Here is a 22,195-nt window from a genome sequence, read left to right as displayed (position 1 = left end):
CGGTGGCGGCGCTGCTCTATGGAACGCCGGCGCCGGGCTTGATCGAGGTTCCGAAGGGCGCGGTCCAGCTCTCACCCTTGATCCCGGATTCGGCGGACATCGCGAGCATAGGCGACGCATCGGCCGATAGCGCCCTGATCCTCGCGCCGCCCGGCACGATCGAGCGGGACTGCGTGTTGGCGCACGCGCTGCGGGCCCTGAAACCCGGCGCGCCGCTCATTGCCTTCGCGCCCAAGGACAAGGGCGGTTCGCGACTGAAGAAGACACTGGAGGCTTTCGGTTGCCGGGTCACGGAGGACGCCCGCAAGCATCACCGGTTCTGTAGCGCGACGCGGCCGGCCGAGCCGATCGGCCTCGACGAAGCGATCGCCGCGGGCAGCCCGCGGATCGTGCCGTCGCTCGGCCTCTGGTCGCAGCCCGGCGTGTTCAGCTGGGACCGGCCCGATCCCGGCAGCCTGCGGCTGCTGGAGGCGCTCCCCGCGCTCTACGGCGAGGGCGCGGACCTGGGCTGCGGCATCGGGCTCCTGGCCCGGGCGGTGCTGACCTCGCCGAAGGTCACCGCGCTGACCTGCGCCGACATCGACGGCCGCGCGGTGGCCTGCGCCGAGCACAATCTGGACGACGCGCGCGCCAGGGTGGTCTGGGCCGATCTGCGCCGCCCGCTGGAAGGCGTCGGCGATCTCGACTTCGTAGTGATGAACCCGCCCTTTCACGACGGCGGGATGGAGAACCAGGGGCTGGGCGTGGCCTTCATCGAGACGGCGGCAAGGATGCTCAGCAAACGCGGCGTCTGCTGGCTGGTGGCCAACCGGCATCTGCCCTACGAGGCGGCGCTGGCCAAGGCGTTCGAGGCTGTGACCGTGCGCGGCGACGCGGGCGGCTACAAGATCTTCGAGGCCCGCAAGTGAGCAAGCTTCCGATGGCCAGGCTCGACCGGCTGTTGGCCAACCTGGGCTATGGCTCCCGGCGCGAGGTGACCGCGCTGGTGGCCCGCGGTCAGGTCGCTCTGGACGGCGCGGCGCTGAAGGACGCCGGCGCGCGCATCGCGGTCAGCGCCGATCTGCCGGCGCGCATGACGGTGGCCGGCCAGCCGCTCGATCCGCCCGCGCCCCTGACGATCCTGATGCACAAGCCACCGGACGTGGTCTGCTCGCACCGCGAGCCGGGACGCAGCGTCTATGAACTCCTGCCGCACCGCTGGCGGGCGCGGGAGCCGGCGCTTTCGACCATCGGCCGCCTCGACAAGGACACCACGGGCCTGCTGCTGATCACCGACGATGGGCCGTTCCTGCACCGGGTGATCTCGCCCAAGAGCCACGTGGCCAAGCGCTATGTGGCGAGCCTCGACCGGCCGATGACCGGGACCGAGGCCGAGGTTTTCGCCGCCGGAACCCTGATGCTGGACGGCGAGACCGACCCCGTGGAACCCGCGGTGCTGGAGCCCCTGGGGCCAAGGGAAGCGCGGCTGACCATCACCGAGGGCCGCTATCACCAGGTGCGCCGGATGTTCGCCGCGGTGGGCAACCACGTCACCGCCCTGCACCGCGACCGGATCGGCGGCCTGGCCCTGCCGGAAGACCTCGCGCCCGGCGAATGGCGGGTCCTGACCGGCGAGGAGCAGGCCGCGATCTTCGGCTGATCGCGGGCCGCCTGCGTTAACGAATTCATGCGGTGACCCACGGAACTCCTGAATCCGTCGCGCTTTACTGTGGATCGTAAGACACGGTTAACCATACTTGGGAAATTAACCACTTGTTTACGATCGCGGCTCCGGCTTTGCTCTTATCCGTCAAAGCGCGCGGCCTTCGTCTCATACCGGGACGGAAAGCCGCCGGGAGTGGCGGAATGTTCGAGTTGGGTCGTGAACTGATGCGGCTGCTGGGCGCGGAGCGGGTGCGGCCGCATGCCGATGGCCTGACCGGCGGCGACACGACCCTCCTGGAACTGCTCGACCTCAATCTGTTGCAACAGGAGGCCAAGGCCGCCGACGTGGCCGCCGGGCGGATCAGCGCCCACGACCGCGCGCAGCGCCGGCTGGACGCCGCCATGGTCTGGCGCGAAGTGGCCCGCCGCTCGGGCGACGCCGTGGCCCTGCGCAAGGCCGCCTGCGCCGCCGAGACCGCCTGCGCCGCCTTCGATCCTCATCGCCGCCCCGACGCCTGGGCCCGCGCCCGCTGCGAGCAAGCCTTCGCCGGCCTGCTGGGCGCCGAGCTGTTCGGCGATCCGGGCCTCGACGCCGCAGCGGCCGCCACCTTCCGCGAAGCCCGCGGGGTCGCCCGCGGCGGCATCGCCGCCCCGCTGGCCGACGTCGGCCTGGCGCTGGTCGAGGGCCGCGAGGGCCTGGCCAAGGGCGACGCCGAGGCGGCCTGGGCCGCTGTCGTCCGCTTCAACGCGCCGATCGCAGCGCTGGACGCCATGACCCGGCGCTCGCCCGCCGCGCGACCGCTCGCCGCCGAGGCGCGGCTGATGCGCGCCGACCTCATCTGCGGCTGGGGCGCCCGGCTGAAGGACGAGGCCCTGCTGCGCGCGGCCATCGATGACGCCGCCGCCGCCGCCGACCGCGTTGACCTGGCCTATGAGCCGCTGACCTGGGCCCGCGCCGAGATCCTGCGTGGCCAAGGCCTGGCGCTGTGGGGCGAGGCGTCCGGCGACATCGACGCGGTGGCCGCCGGCGCCACGACGCTGGCCGGCGCGCTGGATCACCTGAGCAAGGAGCACAGCCCGCTGGACTGGGCCCGCACCCAGATCGCGCTGGCGCATGCCCTGCAGACGCTGGGCGACGCCAGCGCCGACGAGCGCGCCTACGAAAAGGCCGTCACCTGCTACGACCGCGCCAATCTGGTGCTGAAGGACGCGCCGGCGACCCCGCTGCGCGGCCTCGCGGCCGGCCAGCGGGCCATGTGCCTGGCGCGTTCGGCGGAGCTGACCGGCGACCTCGCCGTGCTCGACACCGCCCAGGCGGCGCTGAAGATCGAGCTGGCCACCCTGCAGCCGCGCCGCGACCCGGTGGCCTGGGCCCTGGTGCAGCTGCACCTGGCCCGGCTTTACGAGGCCCGCGTGGACATCACCGGCAAGGATCGCGGCGAACGCGCAGCCGGCGTCATGGCGCTCGACGCCGCCCTCGACGTCTTCGCCGACCACGGCCTGCGCTCCCTGACCATCATGGCCAGCGAAGCCCTGGAGCGGCTGCGCGCCGGGCCGGCGGCCAAGCGCACCGCCGTCTAGGCTTCTCAAGACCGGCAAGGCCGTGGCAAGGTCGCCCGAACACGGGGAGCGCTTGTTATGTCTCTGAAAATCGCCCTGATGGCCGTGAGCGCCGCCGCCGCGGCCGCTTGCGCCGTCGCGGCCTACGCCGACCCGCGGGCCGACGGCGCGACCTGGGTCGAGGCGCCCACCGTCGCCGACATCGCCGCGGCCTATCCGGCCAAGGCCAAGGCCGCCAACATCGGCGGGACCGTGACCCTGACCTGCGCCATCGGCCGCGACCTGCATCCGCGCGACTGCGAGGCGCTGAAGGAAAAGCCCGGCCTCTACGGCTTCGCGCCGGTGGCGCGCAAACTGGCCGAGAAGCTGAAGGCCAGCGAGTCCGACATGATCGGCAAGAACGTCTTCATCCCGGTGACCTTCGACCCGGCGGTGCTGACCGGCGCGGCGATGGTGACCAAGCCCGCCTGGACCGCCGCGCCGGGCATCGAAGACTACCGCGCGACCTTCCCCGTGGCCCAGAACGGCGTCAACGACGTGCGTGTCGTGCTGGGCTGCACGGTGGCGGCCGACGGCTCGCTGGGCGGGTGCGCGGTGGCGCAGGAGACGCCGGCCGGCCAGGGCTATGGCGCGGGCGCGCTGGCGCTGACCGCCAAGTTCCGCATGGCGCCCTGGAGCACCGACGGCGAGCCGACAGTCGGCGCCAAGATCAGGCTGCCGATCCACTATGTCCTGACGCCCGTCGCACCGGCGGCGAAGTAGAGGCGCCTAGCGTCCGCGCCACCAGCGCAGGCCAGCCCGTTCCAAGGCGCGAAGCGCGGTGTTCAGGCCTGCGCCCATCAGGCCCAGGACCACGACGGCGGCGAACATCTTGGCCGTCTGCATGCGGTGGCTGGCCTCGAGGATCCGCCAGGCCAGGCCCTGGGCGCCGCCGGAGCCCGCGACGAACTCGGCCACCACCGCGCCGATCAGCGCCAGGCCCGCAGCCACCTTGTGGCCCTCCAGCAGCTGCGGCACGGCGGACGGCAGGCGCAGCTTGAAGAGCCGCTGCCACGGGCTCGCGCCATAGAGGTCGAAGAGGCGCTCGAGGTCGGGATCGGCGGCCTTCAGGCCGGCCACCGCGCCCGAGAAGATCGGGAAGAAGGCGACGATCGTCGCCAGCGCCACGATCGCCCGATCCGCGTGATCGAGGCCCGCCCAGATCACCACCAGGGGCGCGATGGCGACGACCGGCGTCACCTGCAGCACGACGGCCAGCGGCCAGACGGTGCGCTCCACCGTCGTGCTGAGGCTGACCGCGAGCGCCAGGGCCTGCGATATGGCGCTGGCCAGCAACAGGGCGATCAGCGCCATCGACAGCGTGCTCCAGGCGGACTGCAGGAGCTCGCGCCAGTCGGCGGCCATGGCGACGGCGATGGCCGAGGGCGGCGGCAGGAAGAACAGCGGCACCTGCAGGGCGCGGCAGGCGACCTCCCACGCCGCCAGCAGCAGCGCGATCAGCACCACGGGCGCGAGGCCGCGGAGGAGGTGGCTCATGTCGCCATCCCTTTCGCCAGCAGGGCCGAGACCGCCTCCACCTGGCGGCGGAAGGCTTCGGTGGTGCGGAAGCCCGGCGCGCGGGGGAGCGCGCCCTCGACCGCCACTTCGCCGACCATGCGGCCCGGCCCGCGGCTCATCACTACGACGCGCGAGGCCATGTAGACGGCCTCCTCCACATTGTGGGTGACGAAGACGATGGCGGGCTTGGTGTCCGCCCAGAGCGAAAGCACGTCGTCGGCGAGCGCGCGCCTGGTGATCTCGTCCAGGGCCGCGAACGGCTCGTCGAGCAGCAGGAGCCTGGGGTTGGTGACCAGCGCCCTGGCCAGCGACACCCGCATGGCCATGCCGCCGGAGAGCTGCGCCGGCCGCGCGGCCTCGGCGCCCCTCAGGCCGACGCGGGCCAGCGCCGCGTCGGCGCGGGTGAGCGCCTCGCCGCGGGGCGCGCCGGCCAGCTCAAGCGGAAGCGCCGCGTTGGCGCGGGCGGTGCGCCAGGGCGCCAGAGTCGGGGCCTGGAACACCACCGCCGTCTCGCCCCGGCCAGGCGTCCGCGAGACCTCGCCGCGCGTCGGCGCCTCCAGTCCGGCCAAGAGGCGCATGGCGGTGGACTTGCCACAGCCCGACGGCCCCACCAGCGCCAGGATCTCGCCCGCCGCCAAGGCCAGGCCGAAGGGCCCGAGCGCACGGCCGCGCGGATAGTCGACCTCGACGTCGGTGAGGGCGGCGACGGTCACTTCGCGGGCGGCGGGGAAGGCAGAAACTGCAGCGAATAGCCCTTCTTGTAGTCGAGCGTCTTGGGGAACACGCCCTGGCCCGAGGCCATGTCGAAGAAGGCCTTCCACTGGGCGTCGGTCATGGCGCCGACCCCGGCGGTCTTGGCGTCGCCGCCTTCGACGATGGAATAGGACTTCAGCTTGGCGCGGGCCTGGTCGAGGACGTCCTGGGTCATCTCCGGGTTGTCCTTCAGGATGAGCGCGTCGGCGGGCTTGGGGTCGCCGTTCAGATAGTCGGACCAGCCCTTGGCGGTGGCCTCGACGAAGGCCTTCACCGCCGCCGGGTTCCTGTCGGTCAGGCTGTCGGGCGCCAGCAGCATGTTGGCGTAGCCGGGGTAGCCGTTGTCGGCGAGCAGGAAGACCACCGGCTTCAGATGCGCCTCCTTCTCGATGGTGTAGGGCTCGCTGGTCACATAGCCCTGCTGGGCGGCGCGCTTGTCGGCCAGGAACGGGCCGTTGTTGAAGGCGTATTTGCGCACCTGGTCATCGGTGAAGCCGTACTTGGCCTTCAGCCACACCCAGAAGCCGGTCACCGAGGCGTCGCCCAAGAGGATCGGGTGGCCCTTGAGGTCGGCGAGCGTGTTCACCCCGGTGTCCGGATGCGCCAGCAGCACCTGCGGGTCCTTCTGGAAGACCGCCGAGACCGCCTTCACCGGCACGCCCTGCTGGACCATGTTGAGCACGATGAAGGCGTTGGAGCCGACGCCCATGTCGACCGCGCCCGCGGCCAAGAGCTGGGGCACGTTCACGCCGGGACCGCCCTGGACGATCTTCACGTCGAGGCCGCGTTTAGCGTACTCGCCTTCGGCCAGGGCCTCATAGAAGCCGCCCTGTTCGGCCTCCGCCTTCCAGTCGGTGGCGAAGCGGATCGCGGTCCGGCCGGACGGTGCGGCGGCCTGATCCTGCTTGGCGGGCGAGCAGGCGGCCGCCAGCGCCAAGGCGGCGACGGCGATGAGAAGGCTGGATTTCATGCGAGGTCCCCGATGACGCGGGGAGCCTAAGGCGCTGCGCTTCAGCTTGGAAGCCGCCCATAGCAAGAGGGCGGCGCTTCGGTTGCCCGAAACCCCGCCCTCTCATCCAGATCCGTTGGGGGATCTGTGCCTTCCAGGTCGATCGCGCCTTCGGTTCTCGGGGTCGCCCCCGATGGTTTTCCGTCGCGGCCGGTGTCTCAGGTGGTCTGTCCCGGGTCGCCCCGGTCCTCGCCTCTAGAAACCTTCTGCTCGCCTCTGCTTCTGGGTCCGCCGTTTCCGGCCTCTCCGTCTGCCCGCGCCGCAGTCCCTCTCGGCAAGTGAACGGTGCTCCCGAACCCGAAATCCGGCAAGAGGCTGATTCGGGCGGGGTGTGACTCGACCATCGAGAAGCGGTGGAGAACCGGTGGAGAACTCGGGGTCATTGCGACATTATTCAAGTATTTTCAGTGGCTTATAGTTTTCCACAGGAAAGCGGGCCTAGGTCGATCGGGCCGCCTCCAGGGCCTCACGGCGCTCCTCCAGGGCGAGCCATTCCTCCTCCGCCGAGATGATCTGTGTCCGGAGGGTTTCCAGCTCAGCGGACAGGCGCTGGAACCGGGTCGGATCGCGGCCGTAGAGGCCCGGATCGGCGAGGTCGGATTCGAGTTTCGCGACCCTGGCCGGCCCCTCGGCGATGAGGGTTTCGAGCTCGCCCAGGCGCCTTTGGTCCTTGTAGCTGAGCTTGGCGCGCGGGGGCTCGGGCCGGGGCGGCGGGGCCGGCGCGGCGGCCTTCGGCGCCGTGAAGGCCGCCACCGGAAGGCGGTGGAAGAAGCCCGGGTTCTGGGAGATGAAATCCTGCCAGCCGCCCGGCGTCTCGACGGCGTTGCCCTTGCCGTCCAGACCGATCGTCGAGGTCGCCAGCCGGTCGATGAAGTCGCGGTCGTGACTGACCAGGATCAGCGTGCCCTCATAGTCGGCCAGCAGGTCCTCCAGGAGATCGAGCGTGTCCATGTCGAGGTCGTTGGTCGGCTCGTCCAGCACCAGGACGTTGGCCGGATTGGCCAGCGCCTTGGCCAGCAGCAAGCGGTTGCGCTCGCCGCCCGAGAGCGTGCGGACCGGCTGGCGCAGCTGGGCGTCGGTGAACAGGAAGTCCTTGGCGTAGGAGGCGATGTGCTTAGGGACGCCGCGGACCATGATCTGGTCGCCGCCCTTGGGCAGCAGCACCTCGCGCAGCGTGGTCTCGGGCGACAGCGTGGCGCGCGCCTGGTCGATGTAGCTGATCTCCAGATTGGTCCCGAGCTGCACCGTGCCGGCGTCGGCGGGAATCTCGCCCAGCAACAGTTTGACGAGCGTGGTCTTGCCCGCCCCGTTCGGCCCGACCACGGCGACGCGGTCGCCGCGCAGGATGCGGGTGGAGAAGTTCTTCAGGAGCACCTTGTCGCCGAACGCCTTGGAGACGCCCTTGGCCTCGACCACCCGCTTGCCGGACACGCCCGAGCTGGCGATCCCCATGTTGAGTTCGCTGCGGGTGTCCTTCAGCCGGTCGCGGCGATCCTGGCGCAGGCTCTCCAGGCGGCGCTTGCGGCCCTCGTTGCGCGCCCGCCTGGCGGTGACGCCACGGGCCATCCAGTGCGCTTCGCGCGCGATGAAGCGGTCGAGCCGCCGCGCCTCCTCGGCCTCCTGGGCGGCGATCTTCTCGGCCCAGTCCTCGAAGCCGGCGAAGCCCTCGTCCAGCCGCCGCACCAGCCGGTATTCCAGCCAGAAGCAGCGCTTGGTCACCCGCTCCAGGAAGGCGCGGTCGTGGCTGACGATCAGCGCCGCGGCCTTGGAGGCGGCGAGTTCGTCTTCCAGGGTCTCGATGGCCAGGATGTCGAGGTGGTTGGTGGGCTCGTCCAGCAGGATGACGTCGGCGTCCTCGGCGAAGGCGCGGGCCAGCGCCGCGCGGCGGATCTCGCCGCCGGAGAGGCCCTGGGTGCTCTTGGCCGGATCGAGTCCGAAGTCGGTGAGGCGGGCTTGCGCCTGATAGTCCTGCGCCCCGCCTGCGGTCGCGTAGTCCAGCAGAGTCGCGCCGGCGATCTCCGGCTCCTGCGGCACGAAGGCGATGCGGGTCCCGGTGGTCAGGTTGCGCTCGCCGCCGTCCGGCTCGATCTCACCGGCCAGGATGCGCAGCAGCGTCGACTTGCCCGCGCCGTTGCGGCCCACCAGGCAGGCGCGGACGCGGGCGTCCAAGGCCAGGTCGACGCCGTCGAACAGCATCAGCGGACCGTCCGCCAGGCGGACGTCCTTCAGGGCGAGTATCGGGGCGCGCATCGGAGCGGGGACATATAGCCCCGGGCGAAGAGCGCAAGGGCGACGCCGCTACCGACCGAGCTGAAGGTCGATCAGACGGTCGAGATCGAGGTGGCCGGTGTCATTGTCCCGGTGGCTGTTCACGGGGCTACGGAACTCGGCGACCACCAGGGGGCCGGCTGTCGGGCCCTTGGCCACATAGCCGACGGCGCGATAGCCCGACGAGTACCGGTGGCTGCCGGCCAGCACATAGACGAGGGAGGCGTTGTTGCGCCCGACCTTGTCGGCGACCACCTCGGCGCCGCGCAGGCCGGCGTGCACCGAGGTGTGCTCCTGCGCGCGGTCATGATCGAAATCGCTGTCGTGGTCGTGGCCGACGATGTGGAAAATGCCGAACAGGCGCACGTCGGCCTTGTCGCCGTCCTTATGGACGTGGACGAACGGCACATTGACGTCGGCGCTGTCGCCGCCGCTGTAGCTGATCGGCATCGGCTGGTGGTAGACCGGCACCAGGCCATGCAGCTGGGCGCGCTCCGGCGCCAGGGCTTCGGACGGCGTCTGGCCGTTCAGGGGCGCCAGCCGCAGCCGCACGGTCTCCCCATGCTGGCCGGCGTAGTCGCACCATTGGCCATCGGGCGACTGCGCGGTCCGGGTCAGGTCGGCGGACGCAGCGGGGCAATCCAGCTTCGCCGGCGCGCGCAGCGGCGGGCCGTCGAGCTGGGCGCCGGCGTGGGCGAGCGTCGCGGTCGCCGCCAGGGCGGCGGCGGCGGCCAGAGACAGGGCTTTGCGCATGACTTGGCGGCTTTCCATCAGCATTCGTTGCGCAAGCGTCGGGCCTGGCGGGGGCGAAGTCCAATGAACTCGCGGTAAGGGCGCGCCCTCAGCCGGCCCCGTCGCCGGTCGGGTTGTTCCCGCCGTTGAACCGCCCGAACCGCATCGACAGCGGGTAGGCCAGGACGAGGCCGCCGGCGAAGGCGGCGATGAAGTGCTCCGGCGCGCGCAGATCGAAGGCGCCGACCTTGGCCAGCAGCAGCCAGGCCACGACCACATTGGCCGCGCCCCAGACCGTGTTGACCCGCGAGCTGGAAAGCCCCTGGCCCGGGGGATGGGCGAATGGCGACTGGAAGGGCTTGCCCTGCAGGCCGGCGACCAGGTGCGGCAGGGCGTTGATCAGAAAGGCGCCGCCGAAGAAATAGGCGACCTCGTGCAGCCAGTTCATGTGCGGTTTCCCCCAGGTTTCAGCTTAGGCGGCGCTCGACCCGCGCGCCCTGTGAGCCTAGATCATGCCGCATGGCTGGCGAACCCTTCTGGCGGCGCAAGACGCTGCAGCAGATGACCGCCCAGGAATGGGAGAGTCTCTGCGACGGCTGCGGCCTCTGCTGCCTGGTGCGCTTCGAGGAGGAGGACACCGGCCAGGTCACGCCGACCCGCGTGCACTGCAAGCTGTTCGACGCGCAGGCCTGCGTCTGCACCGACTACGCCAATCGCCAGGACTATGTGCCCGACTGCGTGAAGCTGACGCCGGGCAATATCGAGCAGCTCGCCTGGATGCCGCTCTCCTGCGCCTACCGCCGGCTGCACGAGGGCCGCGACCTGGCCGACTGGCATCCGCTGATCAGTGGCGATCCGGAGAGCGTCCACCGCGCCGGCGTCTCGGTGCGCGGCCAGACGATCAGCGAGAGCGCCCTGGCCGAGGCCGAGGACGCGCTGGACTTCGCGGCGCCCGACCTGATCCCGGAGCGGGGGCGGCGCTAGGTCTGTGATATTTCTGCAACATCAGCCCTTGCGCCGGAAGCCGAACCGACCAATCTACGCCTGCAGAGCGACCACACCTCCAAAAGGACTGAACTGACTTGGCGAGCGACCCCTATCAGGTCCTGGGCGTCCCGCGCACGGCGAGCGCGGACGATATCCGCAAGGCGTTCCGCAAGCTCGCCAAGGCCAACCACCCCGACACCAATCCGAACAACAAGGCGGCCGAGGAACGCTTCAAGCAGGTCTCCGGCGCCTTCGACATCCTGGGGGACGCGGCCAAGAAGAAGAAGTTCGACGCCGGCGAGATCGACGCCGACGGGCGCGAGACCTTCGGCGGCTTCGCGCGCGGCGGCGGCGGGCAGGGTGGTCCCTGGGGTCCTCCGCCGGGCGGCGGACCGTTCGGCGCGGGCGGCCCCGGCATGCACAGCCAGACCTTCGAGGGCGTCGACCTGGGCGACATCCTGGGCGAGATGTTCGGCGGCGGGCGCGGCGGTCCGCGGGGCGGCGGCGCGGGCGGCGGCTTCGGCGGCTTCTCGCAGCGCGGCTCCGATGTGCGCGCCCGGCTCGAGATCGACCTGGAAGATGCGATTAAGGGCGGCAAGAAGCGGATCGCCTTCTCCGACGGCCGCACCATCGATGTGACCATCCCCAAGGGGGCGCAGGAAGGCCAGACCCTGCGCCTGAAGGGCCAGGGCTCGCCCGGACGCGCCGGGCCCGGCGACGCCTTCATCGAACTCGCCTTCGCCCCGCACCCGGTGTTCCGCCGCGAGGGCGAGGTGCTGGTGATGGACGTGCCGATCTCCGTCTATGACGCGGTGCTGGGCGGCAAGGTCGAGGCGCCGACGCCGGACGGGCCGGTGACGCTGACCGTGCCGAAGGGCGCCAACTCCGGCACGCGCCTGCGCCTGAAGGGCCGCGGTCTCTCCGACGCCAAGGGCCACCGCGGCGACCTCTTCGCCCGCCTGGTGGTGACCCTGCCCGAGACCCCCGACCCGGCGCTGGACGCCATCGCCGAGACCTGGAAGCGCGAGCGGCCCTATTCGCCGAAGCGCAAGAGCTAGCGCCTTCGCCGCCGCCGGGCGTGACAGGGCCGGCGACCCGCCGCATAAGCGGAAGCGTTCAGCCCCGGTTCAGTCCGGGCCGCCTAGGTCATGCGCCATGAAACGCACCCTCCTCGCCGCCATGCTTGCCCTGGGCCTGAGCTCGGGCCTCGCCGCGGCGCAGCCTTCCGCGCCGCCGCCGGGCGCCGACCACGGCCAGGCCTCGGCCCGCGAAGCCGTGAAAGAGGGGCGCCAGGCGCCGCTTTCGAGCGTTCTGAAGACGATCGCCAAGAGCCATCCGGGCCGGCAGCTCAACACCACCATGGGGCAGTCGGGCGGTCGCGCCGTCTATCTCGTGCAATGGCAGCTCGCCAACGGGCAGATCAAGGTCTTCACCGTCGACGCCCAGACCGGCGGATTGCTCAGTCAGTAGGCCAATTTGGTAGTAGGAAAGGGAGGCGATCATGCGCATCCTGCTTGTGGAAGACGATCCGGACCTGAGCCGCCAGCTGAAGCTGGCGCTCGCCGACGCCGGCTATGCGGTCGACCACGCGCCGGACGGCGAGGAGGCCCAGTTCCTGGGCGAGACCGAGCCCTATGACGCGGTGATCCTTGATCTCGGCCTGCCGAAAGTGGACGGGGTGTCGGTGCTGGAGCGCTGGCGGCGCGAGAACATGGCGACGCCGGTGCTGATCCTCACCGCCCGCGGGGCCTGGAGCGAGAAGGTGGCGGGCTTCGACGCCGGCGCCGACGACTACCTGACCAAGCCCTTCCACACCGAGGAACTGCTGGCGCGGCTGCGCGCCCTGCTGCGCCGTTCGGCCGGCCATTCGGCGCCGAACCTGGCCTGCGGCGGCCTGCGGCTGGACCCGCGCGCGGCGCGGGCGAGCGTCAACGGCGAACCGCTGCGGCTGACCTCGCTGGAGTACCGCCTGCTGCACTACATGATGATGCACCAGGGCCGGGTGATCAGCCGCACCGAGCTGGTCGAGCACCTCTACGATCAGGATTTCGACCGCGATTCCAATACCATCGAGGTGTTCATCGGGCGCGTCCGCAAGAAGATCGGGTCCGATCGGATCGAGACCGTGCGGGGCCTGGGCTACCGCCTGACCTGCCCGGAGGGCGAGCTGGGCGACGAGGCCCTGGTCTCGTGAATATGGGCCTGGTGAGGGCCGGCCACGTGAACCCGGGCTGATGCTCCTTCCGGGGCTGCGCAATCCGTCGCTGGCGCGGCGGCTGGTGCTGCTGGCTCTGGTCTGGAGCCTGGCGGCCCTGGTCCTGACCGGCGTGGTCCTGGCGGTGCTGTTCGAGCGGGCCGCCCTGCAGGGGGTTGACCAGACGCTGAGCGACCTGACGGTGAACCTGGTGGCGGGATCGACCGTCGATCCCAGCGACGAGCGCCAGGTGTTCGCCCCGCCGCTCACCGACGAGCGGGCCGAGCGCGCCTATTCCGGCCGCTACTGGGAGATCGCCGAGCCGACGCCGGACGGCAAGCTGCACCCGCTGGCGCGATCCTATTCGCTGTTCGACTCGGTGCTGGGGACGCCCCCCGACCTGGTGGCGAAGCTCAAGGCCAACCCCGGGCGGCACATCAGCTACCAGACCGAGGGCCCCAACAACGAGCCGCTGCGGGCGCGGGCCCAGCAGTACCAGCTGCAGGGCCGCAAGGCGCCGGTGATCTTCCTGGCCGCCGAGGACCAGAGCTCGGTCAACCGCGACGTCCGCGGCTTCGTCACCGCCACCGCCTGGCTGTTCATCCTGCTGGGCGCGGGCCTGGTGGCGGCGATTTTCGTGCAGGTGCGCGTCGGCCTTCGCCCGCTGTTCAACCTCAGGAACGAGGTGGCGGGCCTGCGGCGCGGCCAGTCGCAGCGCCTGACGGGCGTCTATCCCAGCGAGCTGACGCCGCTCGCCGAGGAACTGAATGCGCTGGTCGCGCACAATCAGCAGGTGGTCGAGCGCCAGCGGACCCACGTCGGCAACCTGGCGCATGCGTTGAAGACCCCGATCTCGGTGATGATCGCCGAGGCCGGCCAGCGGCCGGGCCCGCTTGCCGAGGTGGTCTCCCGCCAGGCCGACGCCATGCAGAAGCAGGTGGACCACCATCTGCGCCGCGCCCGCGCCGCCGCCCGCTCGCAGGGGTCGGGCGAGCGGACCTCGGTCGCCGAGGTGCTGGACGAACTGTCGCGCACGCTGGGGCGCATTTACCGCGACAAGGGGATCGAGATCGACTGGGACGCCGACGAGGCCCTGTATTTCCTGGGCGAGCGGCAAGACCTTCTGGAAATCGCCGGCAACGCCATCGAAAACGCCTGCAAGTGGGGTAAGGCGAAGGTGCGCGTCCGCGCCGAGGAAGCGAGCCCCGAACGCTTCCGGCTCCTGGTGGACGACGATGGACCGGGCCTGCCGGCGGCGCGCCACGCCGAGGTGCTGCAGCGGGGCGCGAGGCTTGACGAAACCGCGCCGGGATCGGGCCTGGGCCTCTCCATCATCGACGAACTGGCGCGGGCCTATGGCGGCTCGCTGGCGCTCTCGCAGTCCAGCCTGGGCGGCCTGCGCGTGGAAGCCGTGCTGCCGCGCGCAGGCGTTTGAATAGGCTCGACCTTCGGACAACCTTAACCCGTGTTATGTCAGCTTGCTGATGGAGGAACCGGGTTCCGTCCGGGGGAACTGTCAGATGGTCGCTCTGTCCGACCGCAAGATCGAAATCGTCAGGACGCTGGTTCAATCGGCGCCGGACAAGATCGTGGGCGGACTGCAGCGGGCGCTGGCGGAAACCGGCGGCGACACGGTGCTGGCGTCCGTCCGCCAGCTGGTCGAGGCCGAGGCCCGCGACCGGCTGCTGCGCAACGCGGTGTTCCAGCCGGTCGTCCCGCTCTGCGTCGGCCCCTCTTCCAGCAATGGGGGTTCCGACCCGCACAGCCTGGTGTTTCCCGCCCAGGCCCTGACCTACGTCTGGCGCGGACTGAAGGCCACGGCCAGCCCCGAAATGGCCGCCGTGGCGGCCGCGACGGCGGCCATCGAGAAGGCCGTCGCCACCGAGCAGCGCGTGCCCGACCCCAGCACCGCCTACAATGCGGTCGTGAAGCTGGCGGCCGAGGGCCTGCGGGCCGCCGAACAGCGCGACTTCAAGACCGCCGCCGAGATCTGCGAGCGGGCCCGGCCCGGCGCCGCCGATGCGCTGGCCGCCTGCCTCGACATCACGCCCATCGTGCGCCGCACCCTGCCGCGCCTGGCCGAATGGGTCGCTCAGACGGGCGACGAGACCAGCGCGCCGGCGCGCCTGGCCTACAAGGACTCGGTGGCCATCGCCGAGGACGCCGGGCCGCGCTTCTTCGAAATGCTGGCCGCCCAGCTGACCCCGCCGTGGATGGTCCTGCGGATCATCTCGGCGATCATGGACAAGCCCACCGAGCGTTATCTGGCCGATTCCGAACTGGGCGGCTTCCCCGAGCGGGTGATGGCCGAGATCGACGACGCCCTGAAGGCCATCAGCAAGCTCGACCTCGACGGCGGGCCCGACGCCGGCCGCGCCGCGGGTCAACTGGTCGAACTGATCACCCGGCAGACCGACGAGCTGGAAGGCTGCATCGAGCTGACCCGCGACCACGGCTGGGGCCATCGGATCGTCGGGCAGAAGAAGACCCTGGCGAATCTGGTCGAGGCCCGCCTGCGCGAGGCCGAGAAGCTGACCACGGCGGCGCTCCCCATGCAGTCCTCCGGCTTCGCGCGGCCGCGCAAGACCGGGCCAAAGCTCGACGAGCCGCCGGAGCCCAGGTCGGTCCGCCGGGCGATGACCCTGCTGACGCTCGCCCACGAGATCCGACTCTGCGCCAACTACGGCGGCTTCTCGGCGATGCACGCCAAGGTGACGGAGAAGCTCGCGGCGCTCGCCGACCACTATGTCGAAGAGGTGCTGGGCGATCTCCGCAACGGCGATGTGGCCAACGTCGCCAACGCCCACGCCTTCCTGAAGATCGCCGCCGACGTCGTCGGCCTGACCCGCGACGAGAAGGCGGCCGAGCTGGTCCGCCGGCGCGCCGCCAGCGCGTGTGCGCCGCCGTCGGACAGCCCGATCGTCCTCGACGCCTGAGGCGGTGAGCCGGGCCGCGTCGGCGGCGACCCGATGTCCCCTCGCGCTCGGTGGCGCTTTCCGCTAAACGCGCGGCATGATCGCCTTGTGGGCTACGGCCGCCTTGCTCTCGGCCGCAGCCGTCATCCTCGTCCTGTTCCGCGCCGCCCGCGCCGCGACCGCCGCGGAGACCGGCGACACCACCTCTGTTTTCTACCGCCGCCAGCTGGCCGAGATCGGCGACCTGGCCGACCGCGGGCTGATTGGGGCCGACGAGCGCAAGGGCGCCGAGGCCGAGGCCGGCCGCCGCCTGCTGGCCGCCGCCGATGCGCCGGCCGAGGTCTGGTCCGCCGGTCCGCACCGCGCCGTGATCCTGACCGTCGCGATCGGCGCGCCGGTGCTGGCCCTGGCGGTCTATATGGCGGTGGGCTCGCCTCAGCTGGGCGACCAGCCGTTCAAGGCGAGGCTCGCCCAGTGGCAGGCGACGCCGCCGCAGGCGCTTCGGGCGCAGGAACTGGCCGCCCTGGTGGCCGACAAGGTCAAGGGCCGGCCGACCGATCCGGACGGCTACAAATACCTGGCGCTGGCCCGCGGCGGCGCCGGCGACCTGCTGGGCGCGGTGGAGGCCCTGCGGCGCGGCGTGCGCGTCGCGCCGGAGCGGGCGGACCTGTGGCAGATGCTGGGCGAAGCCGAGCTCTACCAGGCCAACGGCGAGCTGACCGACGACGCGGTCGACGCCTTCCGCCATCTGATCAAGCTGGAGCCGAACAGCCTGCCAGCCCGCTTCCAGCTGGCCGCGGTGAAGATCCGCGACGGCGACAAGGCCGGCGGCCTCGCCGACTGGAAGGCGCTGCTCGCCGAGATGCCGGCCAGCGATCCGCGCCGCCAGAACGTCCAGGCGGCGATCGCGAGCGCGGAAGGCGCGCCGCCTCCGCCCGCCGCGGCCGCGCCGCAGGGGCTTTCCGCCGACCAGATGACCGCGGTGCGCGGCATGGTGGCGGGTCTCGCCGCTCGCCTGGCCGCCAGTCCCGACGACCCGGCCGGCTGGGTGCAGCTGGTGAAGGCCTATGCTGTCTTGGGTGACACACAAAAGCGCGATGCGGCGCTTAAGACGGCGCGAGCGCGCTACGCCGGCAAGCCCGACGTGCTCGCGAAGTTGAGCCAGGCCGCGGCGACGGAAAAGATGAAATGAGCTGGTTGCCCAAATCCCCCAAGGCGCGGCGGCGCCTGACCCTGGTGGCGGTGATCGCGCCGGTGCTGGCGCTGGCCGTCGGCCTGACGCTCTGGGGCCTTCGGGACTCGATCTCGTTCTTCTACACGCCAAGCCAGGCCGCCGCGGCGCATCCGCCGGCCGGCCGCTCGGTGCAGCTGGGCGGCATGGTGCGGATGGGCAGCGTCGCCAAGCATCCCGATGGCCGCGTCGAGTTCGTGGTCGCCGACCGCACGGCCACCGACAAGGTGGTCTTCCAGGGCGACCTGCCGGACCTGTTCCGCGAGGGCCAGGGCGTGGTGGCGGTGGGGGCGTTCCGCGAGGATGGGACCTTCGAGGCCAAGCAGGTGCTGGCCAAACACGACGAGAAATACATGCCGCCCGACCTGCAGAAGGCCTTGAAGGCGCAGGGCGAATGGCGTGGCGACGGCTCCACGCCGGACTACGCGAAGGCGCAACCGGCCACATGATCCGCTCCCATGATCGCTGAATTCGGGTCCTTCGCGCTGATCCTGGCGCTGGCGTTCGCGGCCGCGCAGTTCGGCCTGTCGGCGGCGGCGCGCATCCGCCGCGCCAGCGTGCTGGCGGCGGCCGGCGAGGGCGCGGCGGTGGCCTCCTTCGCCTGCGTGGCCATCGCGTTCGCCTGCCTGCTGCACGCCTTCATCACCTCGGACTTCTCGGTCGCCAACGTCGCCCAGAACTCGCACACCGAGAAACCGCTGCTCTACAAGGTGGCCGGGGCCTGGGGCAGCCACGAGGGCTCGATCCTGCTCTGGTGCCTGATCCTGACCGGCTACGGCGCGGCGGCGGCGACGCTGGGGCGCGGCCTCCCCAAGGGGCTGAAGGCCCTGATGGTGGCGACCCAGGGCGCGCTGGGGACGGTCTTTCTGGCCTACACGGTGTTTGCGTCCAATCCCTTGATGCGGCTCGCCGGCGACAAGATGCCGGTGGAGGGCGCGTCCCTGAACCCGTTGCTGCAGGACCCGGCGCTGGCGATCCACCCGCCGTTCCTCTACTCGGGCTATGTCGGCATGTCGGTGGTGTTCTCGCTGGCGGTCGCCGCCCTGATCGAGGGCCGGGTGGACGCGGCCTGGGCGCGCTGGGTCAGGCCCTGGGCGCTGGCCGCCTGGAGCTTCCTCACCGTCGGCATCACGCTCGGCGCCTTCTGGGCCTATTACGAGCTCGGCTGGGGCGGCTGGTGGTTCTGGGACCCGGTGGAGAACGCCTCCTTCATGCCCTGGCTGATGGCCACGGCTCTGCTGCATTCGGCCATCGTCACCGAGAAGCGCGGGGCGCTGGCGGGCTGGAGCCTGTTCCTGGCGCTTGGCGCCTTCACCTTCTCCATGCTGGGCGCGTTCCTGGTGCGCTCGGGCGTCTTGACCAGCGTCCACTCCTTCGCGGTCGATCCCAAGCGGGGCGTGCTGCTGTTGATCATCCTGGGCGTCACCGCGGGCTCGGGCTTCGCGCTCTTCGCCTGGCGGGCGCCCAAGCTCGCGCCCGGCGGCGTCTTCGCACCCGTCAGCCGCGAGAGCGCGCTGGTGCTCAACAACGTCCTCCTGGCGGCGGCGACCACGGCGGTCATGCTGGGGACGCTTTATCCGCTGATCCGCGAGGCGCTCACCGGGGCGGCGATCTCGGTGGGCCCGGGCTTCTTCAACATCGCCTTCGCCCCGCTGATGGCCGTGCTGGCGATCATCCTGCCGGCCGGGCCGCTGCTCGCCTGGAAGCGCGGCGATCTGCAGGGCGTCGGCCAGCGGCTGTGGCTCGCCGCCCTGATCGCGCTCGGCTGCGGCCTGCTGACCTACGCGCTGGTCAGTCCGAAGAAGGCGCTGGGCGCGCTCGGCGTGGCCATCGGCGTCTGGCTGGTTACAGGCGCGGCGGTGGAAATCCTTGAGCGGACGCGGGCCTTCCGCGCGCCGGCCGCCGACAGCTGGCGCCGGCTCACCGGCCTGCCGCGCGGCGCCTGGGGCATGACGCTCGCGCACCTGGGCCTGGGCGTCTTCGTGCTGGGCGCCTGCGTGGAGCTGGGCTGGAAGGGCGAGGCGGCCGAAGCCCTGCCGCTGGGCGGCTCGCTCGACGTCGCCGGCTACCACCTGACGCTGGAGACCGTCGGCCCGGTGGATGGCCCGAACTTCGACGCCGAGCGGGCGATGATCCGCGTCACCAAGGACGGCAAGCCGGTCTGCACGGGCGAGCCGGACCGCCGTTTCTATCCGGCCGGCGGCCAGACGATCAGCGGCATCGCGCTCTGCTACCGCGGCGCGTCGCACCTCTACATGGTGCTGGGCGAGCGGCGGCGGACGACCGCCGGGACGCCGGTCTGGCTGATCCGCGCCTACTGGAACCCCTGGGCCAGTTTGATCTTCCTGGGCCCGGTGATCATGGCGCTGGGCGGCCTGACCTCGCTCTCCGACCGGCGCATGCGGCTGGGCGTGGCGCGTCGGCGTCAGCCCGAGCCGCAGCCGCGGCCGCAGGAGCGCCCGGCCAAGGAACAGCCAGCATGAGGTTGCGGACTCTCGCCGCGATCGCCGCGGGCGTCCTCTGCATCGCCGCGGCGTCCGATCCCGCCGACCGCCTGGCCGATCCGGCGCAGGAGGCGCGTGCGCGGCACATCATGCAGGACGTCCGCTGCCTGGTCTGCCAGAACGAGTCGATCGACGATTCCGAGGCCGAACTGGCCGGCGACCTGCGCCGCACCGTGCGCGAGCAGGTGAGCGCCGGCCACAGCGACGCGGAAATCAAACATTATCTCGTCGACCGCTATGGTGAGTTCATCCTGCTCACGCCGGCGTTCTCCTGGATGAATCTGCTGCTCTGGGGCGGGCCGTTCGCGGTGGTCGTTTTGGGAGCAGGCCTGCTGGTGACGAGGCTGCGGCGCCGATCGGGCGACACCGAACTCTCGGCGGAAGAGGCGGAGCGCGTGAGACGACTGTCAGAAACCGATGCCGCCTGACATGATGGCGCCCTACAACGGTCGGATTGCATAGCGCAGGGTGACCTAACCGTAACTTGAGAGCCGTTGCGCTCTCGTGCATCGAACCTAGGTTTACGAGGCGCGCCCGCGAGGCGCGCAGAGGGAACAGAAGTCATATGACCTCCAAGAAGACCGGTTATTTCCTGGGCGCCGTGGCGGGTGCGGGCGTGATGGCCGCCGCCGTGGCCGGCGCCGGCATGCGGTTGCCGCAGGCGCACGCCGACCAGGGCGGCCACCTGATCAAGGCGTCGACCGCGCCGATCTTCGCCCCGCCGCCCGGCGCGCCGATGTCCTTCGCCGACATCTTCGACCGGGTCTCGCCGGCGGTGGTCTCGATCAATGTGACCAGCCGCGTGGACACCAGCGCGCTGCGCCGCATCCCCGGCTTCGAGAACTTCCCCGGCGGCGGTGGCGGCGGCGATGACGAGGAGGGCGGTGCGCCGCCCCAGGGCGGGCGCACCGAGCGCGGCCAGCCGAAGCTGCCGACCCAGCAGTCGGCCGGCTCCGGCTTCTTCATCTCGGCCGACGGCTACATCGTCACCAACAACCACGTGGTCGAGAACGCCGAGACCATCAAGGTCGTGCTGAAGGACGACACCGAGCTGGAAGCCACCATCGTCGGGCGCGACGAGGGCTCGGACCTGGCGGTGATCAAGGTCAAGGGCGGGCGCACCAACTTCCCGTTCGTCAGCTTCGAGAACGCCGGCAAGCCGCGCGTCGGCGACTGGATCATCGCGGTCGGCAACCCCTTCGGCCTGGGCAGCACGGCCACCGCCGGCATCGTCTCGGCCTACGGGCGCGACATCGGCGAGACCTTCGTCGACTACATCCAGATCGACGCCCCCATCAACCGGGGCAACTCCGGCGGCCCGACCTTCGACATCTACGGGCGCGTGATCGGGGTCAACACCATGATCTTCTCGCCGTCCGGCGGCTCGGTCGGCATCGGCTTCGCCATCCCCGCCGAGGTGGCCGACAGCGTCACCAAGCAGCTGATCAGCGGCGGCAAGATCCAGCGCGGCTACATCGGCGCCACCATCCAGAACTTCACCGCCGACATGGCCGAGGCCCAAGGTCTGGGCTCGCAGAAGGGCGCCATCGTCTCCGACACCGTGCCCGGCGGCCCCTCGGCGCGCGGCGGGCTGCAATCGGGCGACGTGATCGTCTCGGTCAATGGCGTGGCCATCAAGACCTCCACGGAACTGACCCGGGAAGTGGCCAAGGCCAAGCCCGGCGACACTCTGCGTCTCGATGCGATCCGCGAAGGCAAGCACCACACCATCGAGATCCGTTCGGGCATCCGGCCGTCGGAGAAGGACCTGGCCTCCAACGACAACACGCCCGGCGGCGGCGAACGCGCCAACCCGGCGCTGCCGCCGCCCGCGCCGCATCCGACGGTGCTGGGCATGGCGCTCGGCCCGCTGGACGAGACCACGCGGCGGCGGATCAACGCCCCGCCGGAGCTTCATGGCGTGGTGGTGGAAACCATCGACCAGAACTCCGACGCCGGTCAGAAGGCGCTGCGTCGCGGCGACGTCATCGTCCAGGCGAACGGCCACCCGGTAACCACCGCCGCCGATGTGACCGCTGCGGTCGACGCGGCCAAGAAGGCCGGCCGCACCAGCGTGCTGCTGGGCATCTTCCGGCAGGGGCGCACCACCTTCCTGCCGATCAAGATCGCCGGCTAGGGTTTCGCGAGGGGCGGAGACAGCATGCGGATTCTGATCGTCGAGGACGACCTCGAGGCGGCCGAGGCCATGGAGCGCGGCCTCACCGAGACCGGCCACGCCTGCACCAAGGCCGCCGATGGCGAAGAGGGCCTGAGCGCGGCGCGCGATGGCGAGTTCGACGTGATGATCGTCGACCGCATGATGCCCAAGATGAACGGCGTCCAGCTGATCGAGACCTTGCGCCGCGAGGGCGACCAGACGCCGGTCCTGTTCCTCTCGGCGCTGGGCGAGGTCGGCGACCGGGTCGCGGGCCTGCAGGCCGGCGGCGACGACTACCTGGTGAAGCCCTACGCCTTCGCCGAACTGATCGCGCGCGTCGAGGCCCTGTCGCGCCGCCGCGAGACCGGCTCGGTCCAGACCCTTCTGAAGGTCGGCGAGCTGGAGATGGACCTGATCGGCCGCACCGTGCACCGGCAGGGCAAGGAGATCGACCTGCAGCCGCGCGAGTTTCAGCTGCTGGAATTCATGATGCGCCACGCCGGCCAGTCGGTGACCCGCACCATGCTGCTGGAGAAGGTCTGGGAATATCACTTCGACCCGCAGACCAACGTCATCGACGTGCACATCTCGCGCCTGCGCTCGAAGATCGACAAGGGCTTCGACCGGCCGATGCTGCAGACCGTCCGCGGCGCGGGCTACCGGCTAGACGCCTAAGCCTGCGA

22 protein-coding genes are annotated in these 22,195 nt (G+C 71.0%); 16 read left to right on the top strand and 6 right to left on the bottom strand.

The window, feature by feature from the left end:
- Nucleotides 1-2 precede the first annotated feature (2 nt).
- The 4 genes from VKQ35_RS15810 (at nucleotide 3) to VKQ35_RS15795 (ending at nucleotide 3,966) form a co-directional block, all read left to right on the top strand.
- Complete coding sequence (locus tag VKQ35_RS15810; protein ID WP_324363315.1) at nucleotides 3-908, top strand: class I SAM-dependent methyltransferase; 906 nt, start codon at nucleotides 3-5, stop codon at nucleotides 906-908.
- Nucleotides 905-1,639, top strand: coding sequence for a 16S rRNA pseudouridine(516) synthase (locus tag VKQ35_RS15805; RefSeq protein ID WP_324363313.1), 735 nt, complete (start codon nucleotides 905-907; stop codon nucleotides 1,637-1,639). The genes VKQ35_RS15810 and VKQ35_RS15805 overlap by 4 nt, the downstream gene beginning before the upstream one ends.
- A 206-nt stretch (nucleotides 1,640-1,845) precedes the next feature.
- Nucleotides 1,846-3,225 carry a hypothetical protein gene (locus tag VKQ35_RS15800; RefSeq protein ID WP_324363311.1) on the top strand — a complete coding sequence of 460 codons (1,380 nt, stop codon included), beginning with the start codon at nucleotides 1,846-1,848 and terminating at the stop codon, nucleotides 3,223-3,225.
- 57 nt (nucleotides 3,226-3,282) lie between these two features.
- Nucleotides 3,283-3,966 carry a hypothetical protein gene (locus tag VKQ35_RS15795; protein ID WP_324363309.1) on the top strand — a complete coding sequence of 228 codons (684 nt, stop codon included), beginning with the start codon at nucleotides 3,283-3,285 and terminating at the stop codon, nucleotides 3,964-3,966.
- A 6-nt stretch (nucleotides 3,967-3,972) separates the two neighbouring features.
- On the opposite strand, the gene VKQ35_RS15790 is transcribed toward VKQ35_RS15795, so the two are convergent.
- From VKQ35_RS15790 to VKQ35_RS15765, 6 genes are all read right to left on the bottom strand, one after another.
- The gene (locus tag VKQ35_RS15790; protein ID WP_324363307.1) at nucleotides 3,973-4,740 is read right to left on the bottom strand and encodes an ABC transporter permease; all 768 of its coding nucleotides are present in this window, start codon (nucleotides 4,738-4,740) and stop codon (nucleotides 3,973-3,975) included.
- Complete coding sequence (locus tag VKQ35_RS15785) at nucleotides 4,737-5,474, bottom strand: ABC transporter ATP-binding protein (protein ID WP_324363305.1); 738 nt, start codon at nucleotides 5,472-5,474, stop codon at nucleotides 4,737-4,739. The genes VKQ35_RS15790 and VKQ35_RS15785 overlap by 4 nt, the downstream gene beginning before the upstream one ends.
- Nucleotides 5,471-6,484, bottom strand: a complete 1,014-nt coding sequence (locus VKQ35_RS15780) for an ABC transporter substrate-binding protein (RefSeq protein ID WP_324363303.1) — start codon at nucleotides 6,482-6,484, stop codon at nucleotides 5,471-5,473. Before VKQ35_RS15780 ends, VKQ35_RS15785 begins: the two co-directional genes overlap by 4 nt.
- A 477-nt stretch (nucleotides 6,485-6,961) precedes the next feature.
- Nucleotides 6,962-8,773, bottom strand: a complete 1,812-nt coding sequence (locus tag VKQ35_RS15775) for an ABC-F family ATP-binding cassette domain-containing protein (protein ID WP_324363302.1) — start codon at nucleotides 8,771-8,773, stop codon at nucleotides 6,962-6,964.
- A 48-nt stretch (nucleotides 8,774-8,821) separates the two neighbouring features.
- The gene (locus VKQ35_RS15770; protein ID WP_324363300.1) at nucleotides 8,822-9,544 is read right to left on the bottom strand and encodes a hypothetical protein; all 723 of its coding nucleotides are present in this window, start codon (nucleotides 9,542-9,544) and stop codon (nucleotides 8,822-8,824) included.
- An 88-nt stretch (nucleotides 9,545-9,632) separates the two neighbouring features.
- On the bottom strand, nucleotides 9,633-9,971 hold the full coding sequence (locus VKQ35_RS15765; RefSeq protein ID WP_324363298.1) for a hypothetical protein: 339 nt from the start codon (nucleotides 9,969-9,971) through the stop codon (nucleotides 9,633-9,635).
- 71 nt (nucleotides 9,972-10,042) lie between these two features.
- On the opposite strand from VKQ35_RS15765, the gene VKQ35_RS15760 reads away from it, so the two are divergent.
- From VKQ35_RS15760 to VKQ35_RS15705, 12 genes are all read left to right on the top strand, one after another.
- Nucleotides 10,043-10,507 (top strand): YcgN family cysteine cluster protein, encoded by a 465-nt coding sequence (locus VKQ35_RS15760; protein ID WP_324363296.1) that lies wholly within the window; start codon nucleotides 10,043-10,045, stop codon nucleotides 10,505-10,507.
- A 98-nt stretch (nucleotides 10,508-10,605) separates the two neighbouring features.
- Complete coding sequence (locus VKQ35_RS15755) at nucleotides 10,606-11,568, top strand: DnaJ C-terminal domain-containing protein (protein WP_324363294.1); 963 nt, start codon at nucleotides 10,606-10,608, stop codon at nucleotides 11,566-11,568.
- 97 nt (nucleotides 11,569-11,665) lie between these two features.
- Complete coding sequence (locus VKQ35_RS15750) at nucleotides 11,666-11,980, top strand: hypothetical protein (protein ID WP_324363292.1); 315 nt, start codon at nucleotides 11,666-11,668, stop codon at nucleotides 11,978-11,980.
- Nucleotides 11,981-12,011: 31 nt separating this feature from the next.
- Nucleotides 12,012-12,704, top strand: coding sequence for a response regulator transcription factor (locus VKQ35_RS15745; protein ID WP_324363290.1), 693 nt, complete (start codon nucleotides 12,012-12,014; stop codon nucleotides 12,702-12,704).
- Between the two features lie 40 nt (nucleotides 12,705-12,744).
- Nucleotides 12,745-14,139 carry a sensor histidine kinase gene (locus VKQ35_RS15740; protein ID WP_324363288.1) on the top strand — a complete coding sequence of 465 codons (1,395 nt, stop codon included), beginning with the start codon at nucleotides 12,745-12,747 and terminating at the stop codon, nucleotides 14,137-14,139.
- A gap of 85 nt (nucleotides 14,140-14,224) precedes the next feature.
- Nucleotides 14,225-15,640, top strand: a complete 1,416-nt coding sequence (locus VKQ35_RS15735) for a hypothetical protein (RefSeq protein WP_324363286.1) — start codon at nucleotides 14,225-14,227, stop codon at nucleotides 15,638-15,640.
- 76 nt (nucleotides 15,641-15,716) lie between these two features.
- The gene (ccmI, locus tag VKQ35_RS15730; protein ID WP_324363284.1) at nucleotides 15,717-16,811 is read left to right on the top strand and encodes a c-type cytochrome biogenesis protein CcmI; all 1,095 of its coding nucleotides are present in this window, start codon (nucleotides 15,717-15,719) and stop codon (nucleotides 16,809-16,811) included.
- Nucleotides 16,808-17,299 (top strand): cytochrome c maturation protein CcmE, encoded by a 492-nt coding sequence (ccmE, locus tag VKQ35_RS15725; RefSeq protein ID WP_324363282.1) that lies wholly within the window; start codon nucleotides 16,808-16,810, stop codon nucleotides 17,297-17,299. Before ccmI ends, ccmE begins: the two co-directional genes overlap by 4 nt.
- Nucleotides 17,300-17,308: 9 nt before the next feature.
- Nucleotides 17,309-19,333 carry a heme lyase CcmF/NrfE family subunit gene (locus VKQ35_RS15720; RefSeq protein ID WP_324363280.1) on the top strand — a complete coding sequence of 675 codons (2,025 nt, stop codon included), beginning with the start codon at nucleotides 17,309-17,311 and terminating at the stop codon, nucleotides 19,331-19,333.
- Nucleotides 19,330-19,782: a cytochrome c-type biogenesis protein gene (locus VKQ35_RS15715; RefSeq protein ID WP_324363278.1), complete on the top strand. Its 453-nt coding sequence runs from the start codon at nucleotides 19,330-19,332 to the stop codon at nucleotides 19,780-19,782. Before VKQ35_RS15720 ends, VKQ35_RS15715 begins: the two co-directional genes overlap by 4 nt.
- A gap of 137 nt (nucleotides 19,783-19,919) precedes the next feature.
- A complete protein-coding gene (locus VKQ35_RS15710; RefSeq protein WP_324363276.1) occupies nucleotides 19,920-21,491 on the top strand; it encodes a Do family serine endopeptidase in 1,572 nt (523 codons plus the stop codon).
- A gap of 24 nt (nucleotides 21,492-21,515) precedes the next feature.
- Complete coding sequence (locus VKQ35_RS15705; RefSeq protein ID WP_324363274.1) at nucleotides 21,516-22,187, top strand: response regulator transcription factor; 672 nt, start codon at nucleotides 21,516-21,518, stop codon at nucleotides 22,185-22,187.
- Nucleotides 22,188-22,195: the final 8 nt, after the last annotated feature.

This window comes from Phenylobacterium sp. (assembly GCF_035309685.1).
Lineage (GTDB): Bacteria > Pseudomonadota > Alphaproteobacteria > Caulobacterales > Caulobacteraceae > Phenylobacterium.
This window is presented reverse-complemented; position numbering and strand designations above follow the sequence as displayed.

Bases quoted from the DNA above. Each gene is read 5' to 3' on its own strand.
- VKQ35_RS15800 (WP_324363311.1), top strand. From the start codon at position 1,846: ATGTTCGAGTTGGGTCGTGAACTGATGCGGCTGCTGGGCGCGGAGCGG.
- VKQ35_RS15795 (WP_324363309.1), top strand. From the start codon at position 3,283: ATGTCTCTGAAAATCGCCCTGATGGCCGTGAGCGCCGCCGCCGCGGCC.
- VKQ35_RS15790 (WP_324363307.1), bottom strand. From the start codon at position 4,740: ATGAGCCACCTCCTCCGCGGCCTCGCGCCCGTGGTGCTGATCGCGCTG.
- VKQ35_RS15780 (WP_324363303.1), bottom strand. From the start codon at position 6,484: ATGAAATCCAGCCTTCTCATCGCCGTCGCCGCCTTGGCGCTGGCGGCC.
- VKQ35_RS15775 (WP_324363302.1), bottom strand. From the start codon at position 8,773: ATGCGCGCCCCGATACTCGCCCTGAAGGACGTCCGCCTGGCGGACGGT.
- VKQ35_RS15770 (WP_324363300.1), bottom strand. From the start codon at position 9,544: ATGCGCAAAGCCCTGTCTCTGGCCGCCGCCGCCGCCCTGGCGGCGACC.
- VKQ35_RS15765 (WP_324363298.1), bottom strand. From the start codon at position 9,971: ATGAACTGGCTGCACGAGGTCGCCTATTTCTTCGGCGGCGCCTTTCTG.
- VKQ35_RS15760 (WP_324363296.1), top strand. From the start codon at position 10,043: ATGGCTGGCGAACCCTTCTGGCGGCGCAAGACGCTGCAGCAGATGACC.
- VKQ35_RS15750 (WP_324363292.1), top strand. From the start codon at position 11,666: ATGAAACGCACCCTCCTCGCCGCCATGCTTGCCCTGGGCCTGAGCTCG.
- VKQ35_RS15745 (WP_324363290.1), top strand. From the start codon at position 12,012: ATGCGCATCCTGCTTGTGGAAGACGATCCGGACCTGAGCCGCCAGCTG.
- VKQ35_RS15740 (WP_324363288.1), top strand. From the start codon at position 12,745: ATGCTCCTTCCGGGGCTGCGCAATCCGTCGCTGGCGCGGCGGCTGGTG.
- VKQ35_RS15735 (WP_324363286.1), top strand. From the start codon at position 14,225: ATGGTCGCTCTGTCCGACCGCAAGATCGAAATCGTCAGGACGCTGGTT.
- ccmI (WP_324363284.1), top strand. From the start codon at position 15,717: ATGATCGCCTTGTGGGCTACGGCCGCCTTGCTCTCGGCCGCAGCCGTC.
- ccmE (WP_324363282.1), top strand. From the start codon at position 16,808: ATGAGCTGGTTGCCCAAATCCCCCAAGGCGCGGCGGCGCCTGACCCTG.
- VKQ35_RS15720 (WP_324363280.1), top strand. From the start codon at position 17,309: ATGATCGCTGAATTCGGGTCCTTCGCGCTGATCCTGGCGCTGGCGTTC.
- VKQ35_RS15715 (WP_324363278.1), top strand. From the start codon at position 19,330: ATGAGGTTGCGGACTCTCGCCGCGATCGCCGCGGGCGTCCTCTGCATC.
- VKQ35_RS15710 (WP_324363276.1), top strand. From the start codon at position 19,920: ATGACCTCCAAGAAGACCGGTTATTTCCTGGGCGCCGTGGCGGGTGCG.
- VKQ35_RS15705 (WP_324363274.1), top strand. From the start codon at position 21,516: ATGCGGATTCTGATCGTCGAGGACGACCTCGAGGCGGCCGAGGCCATG.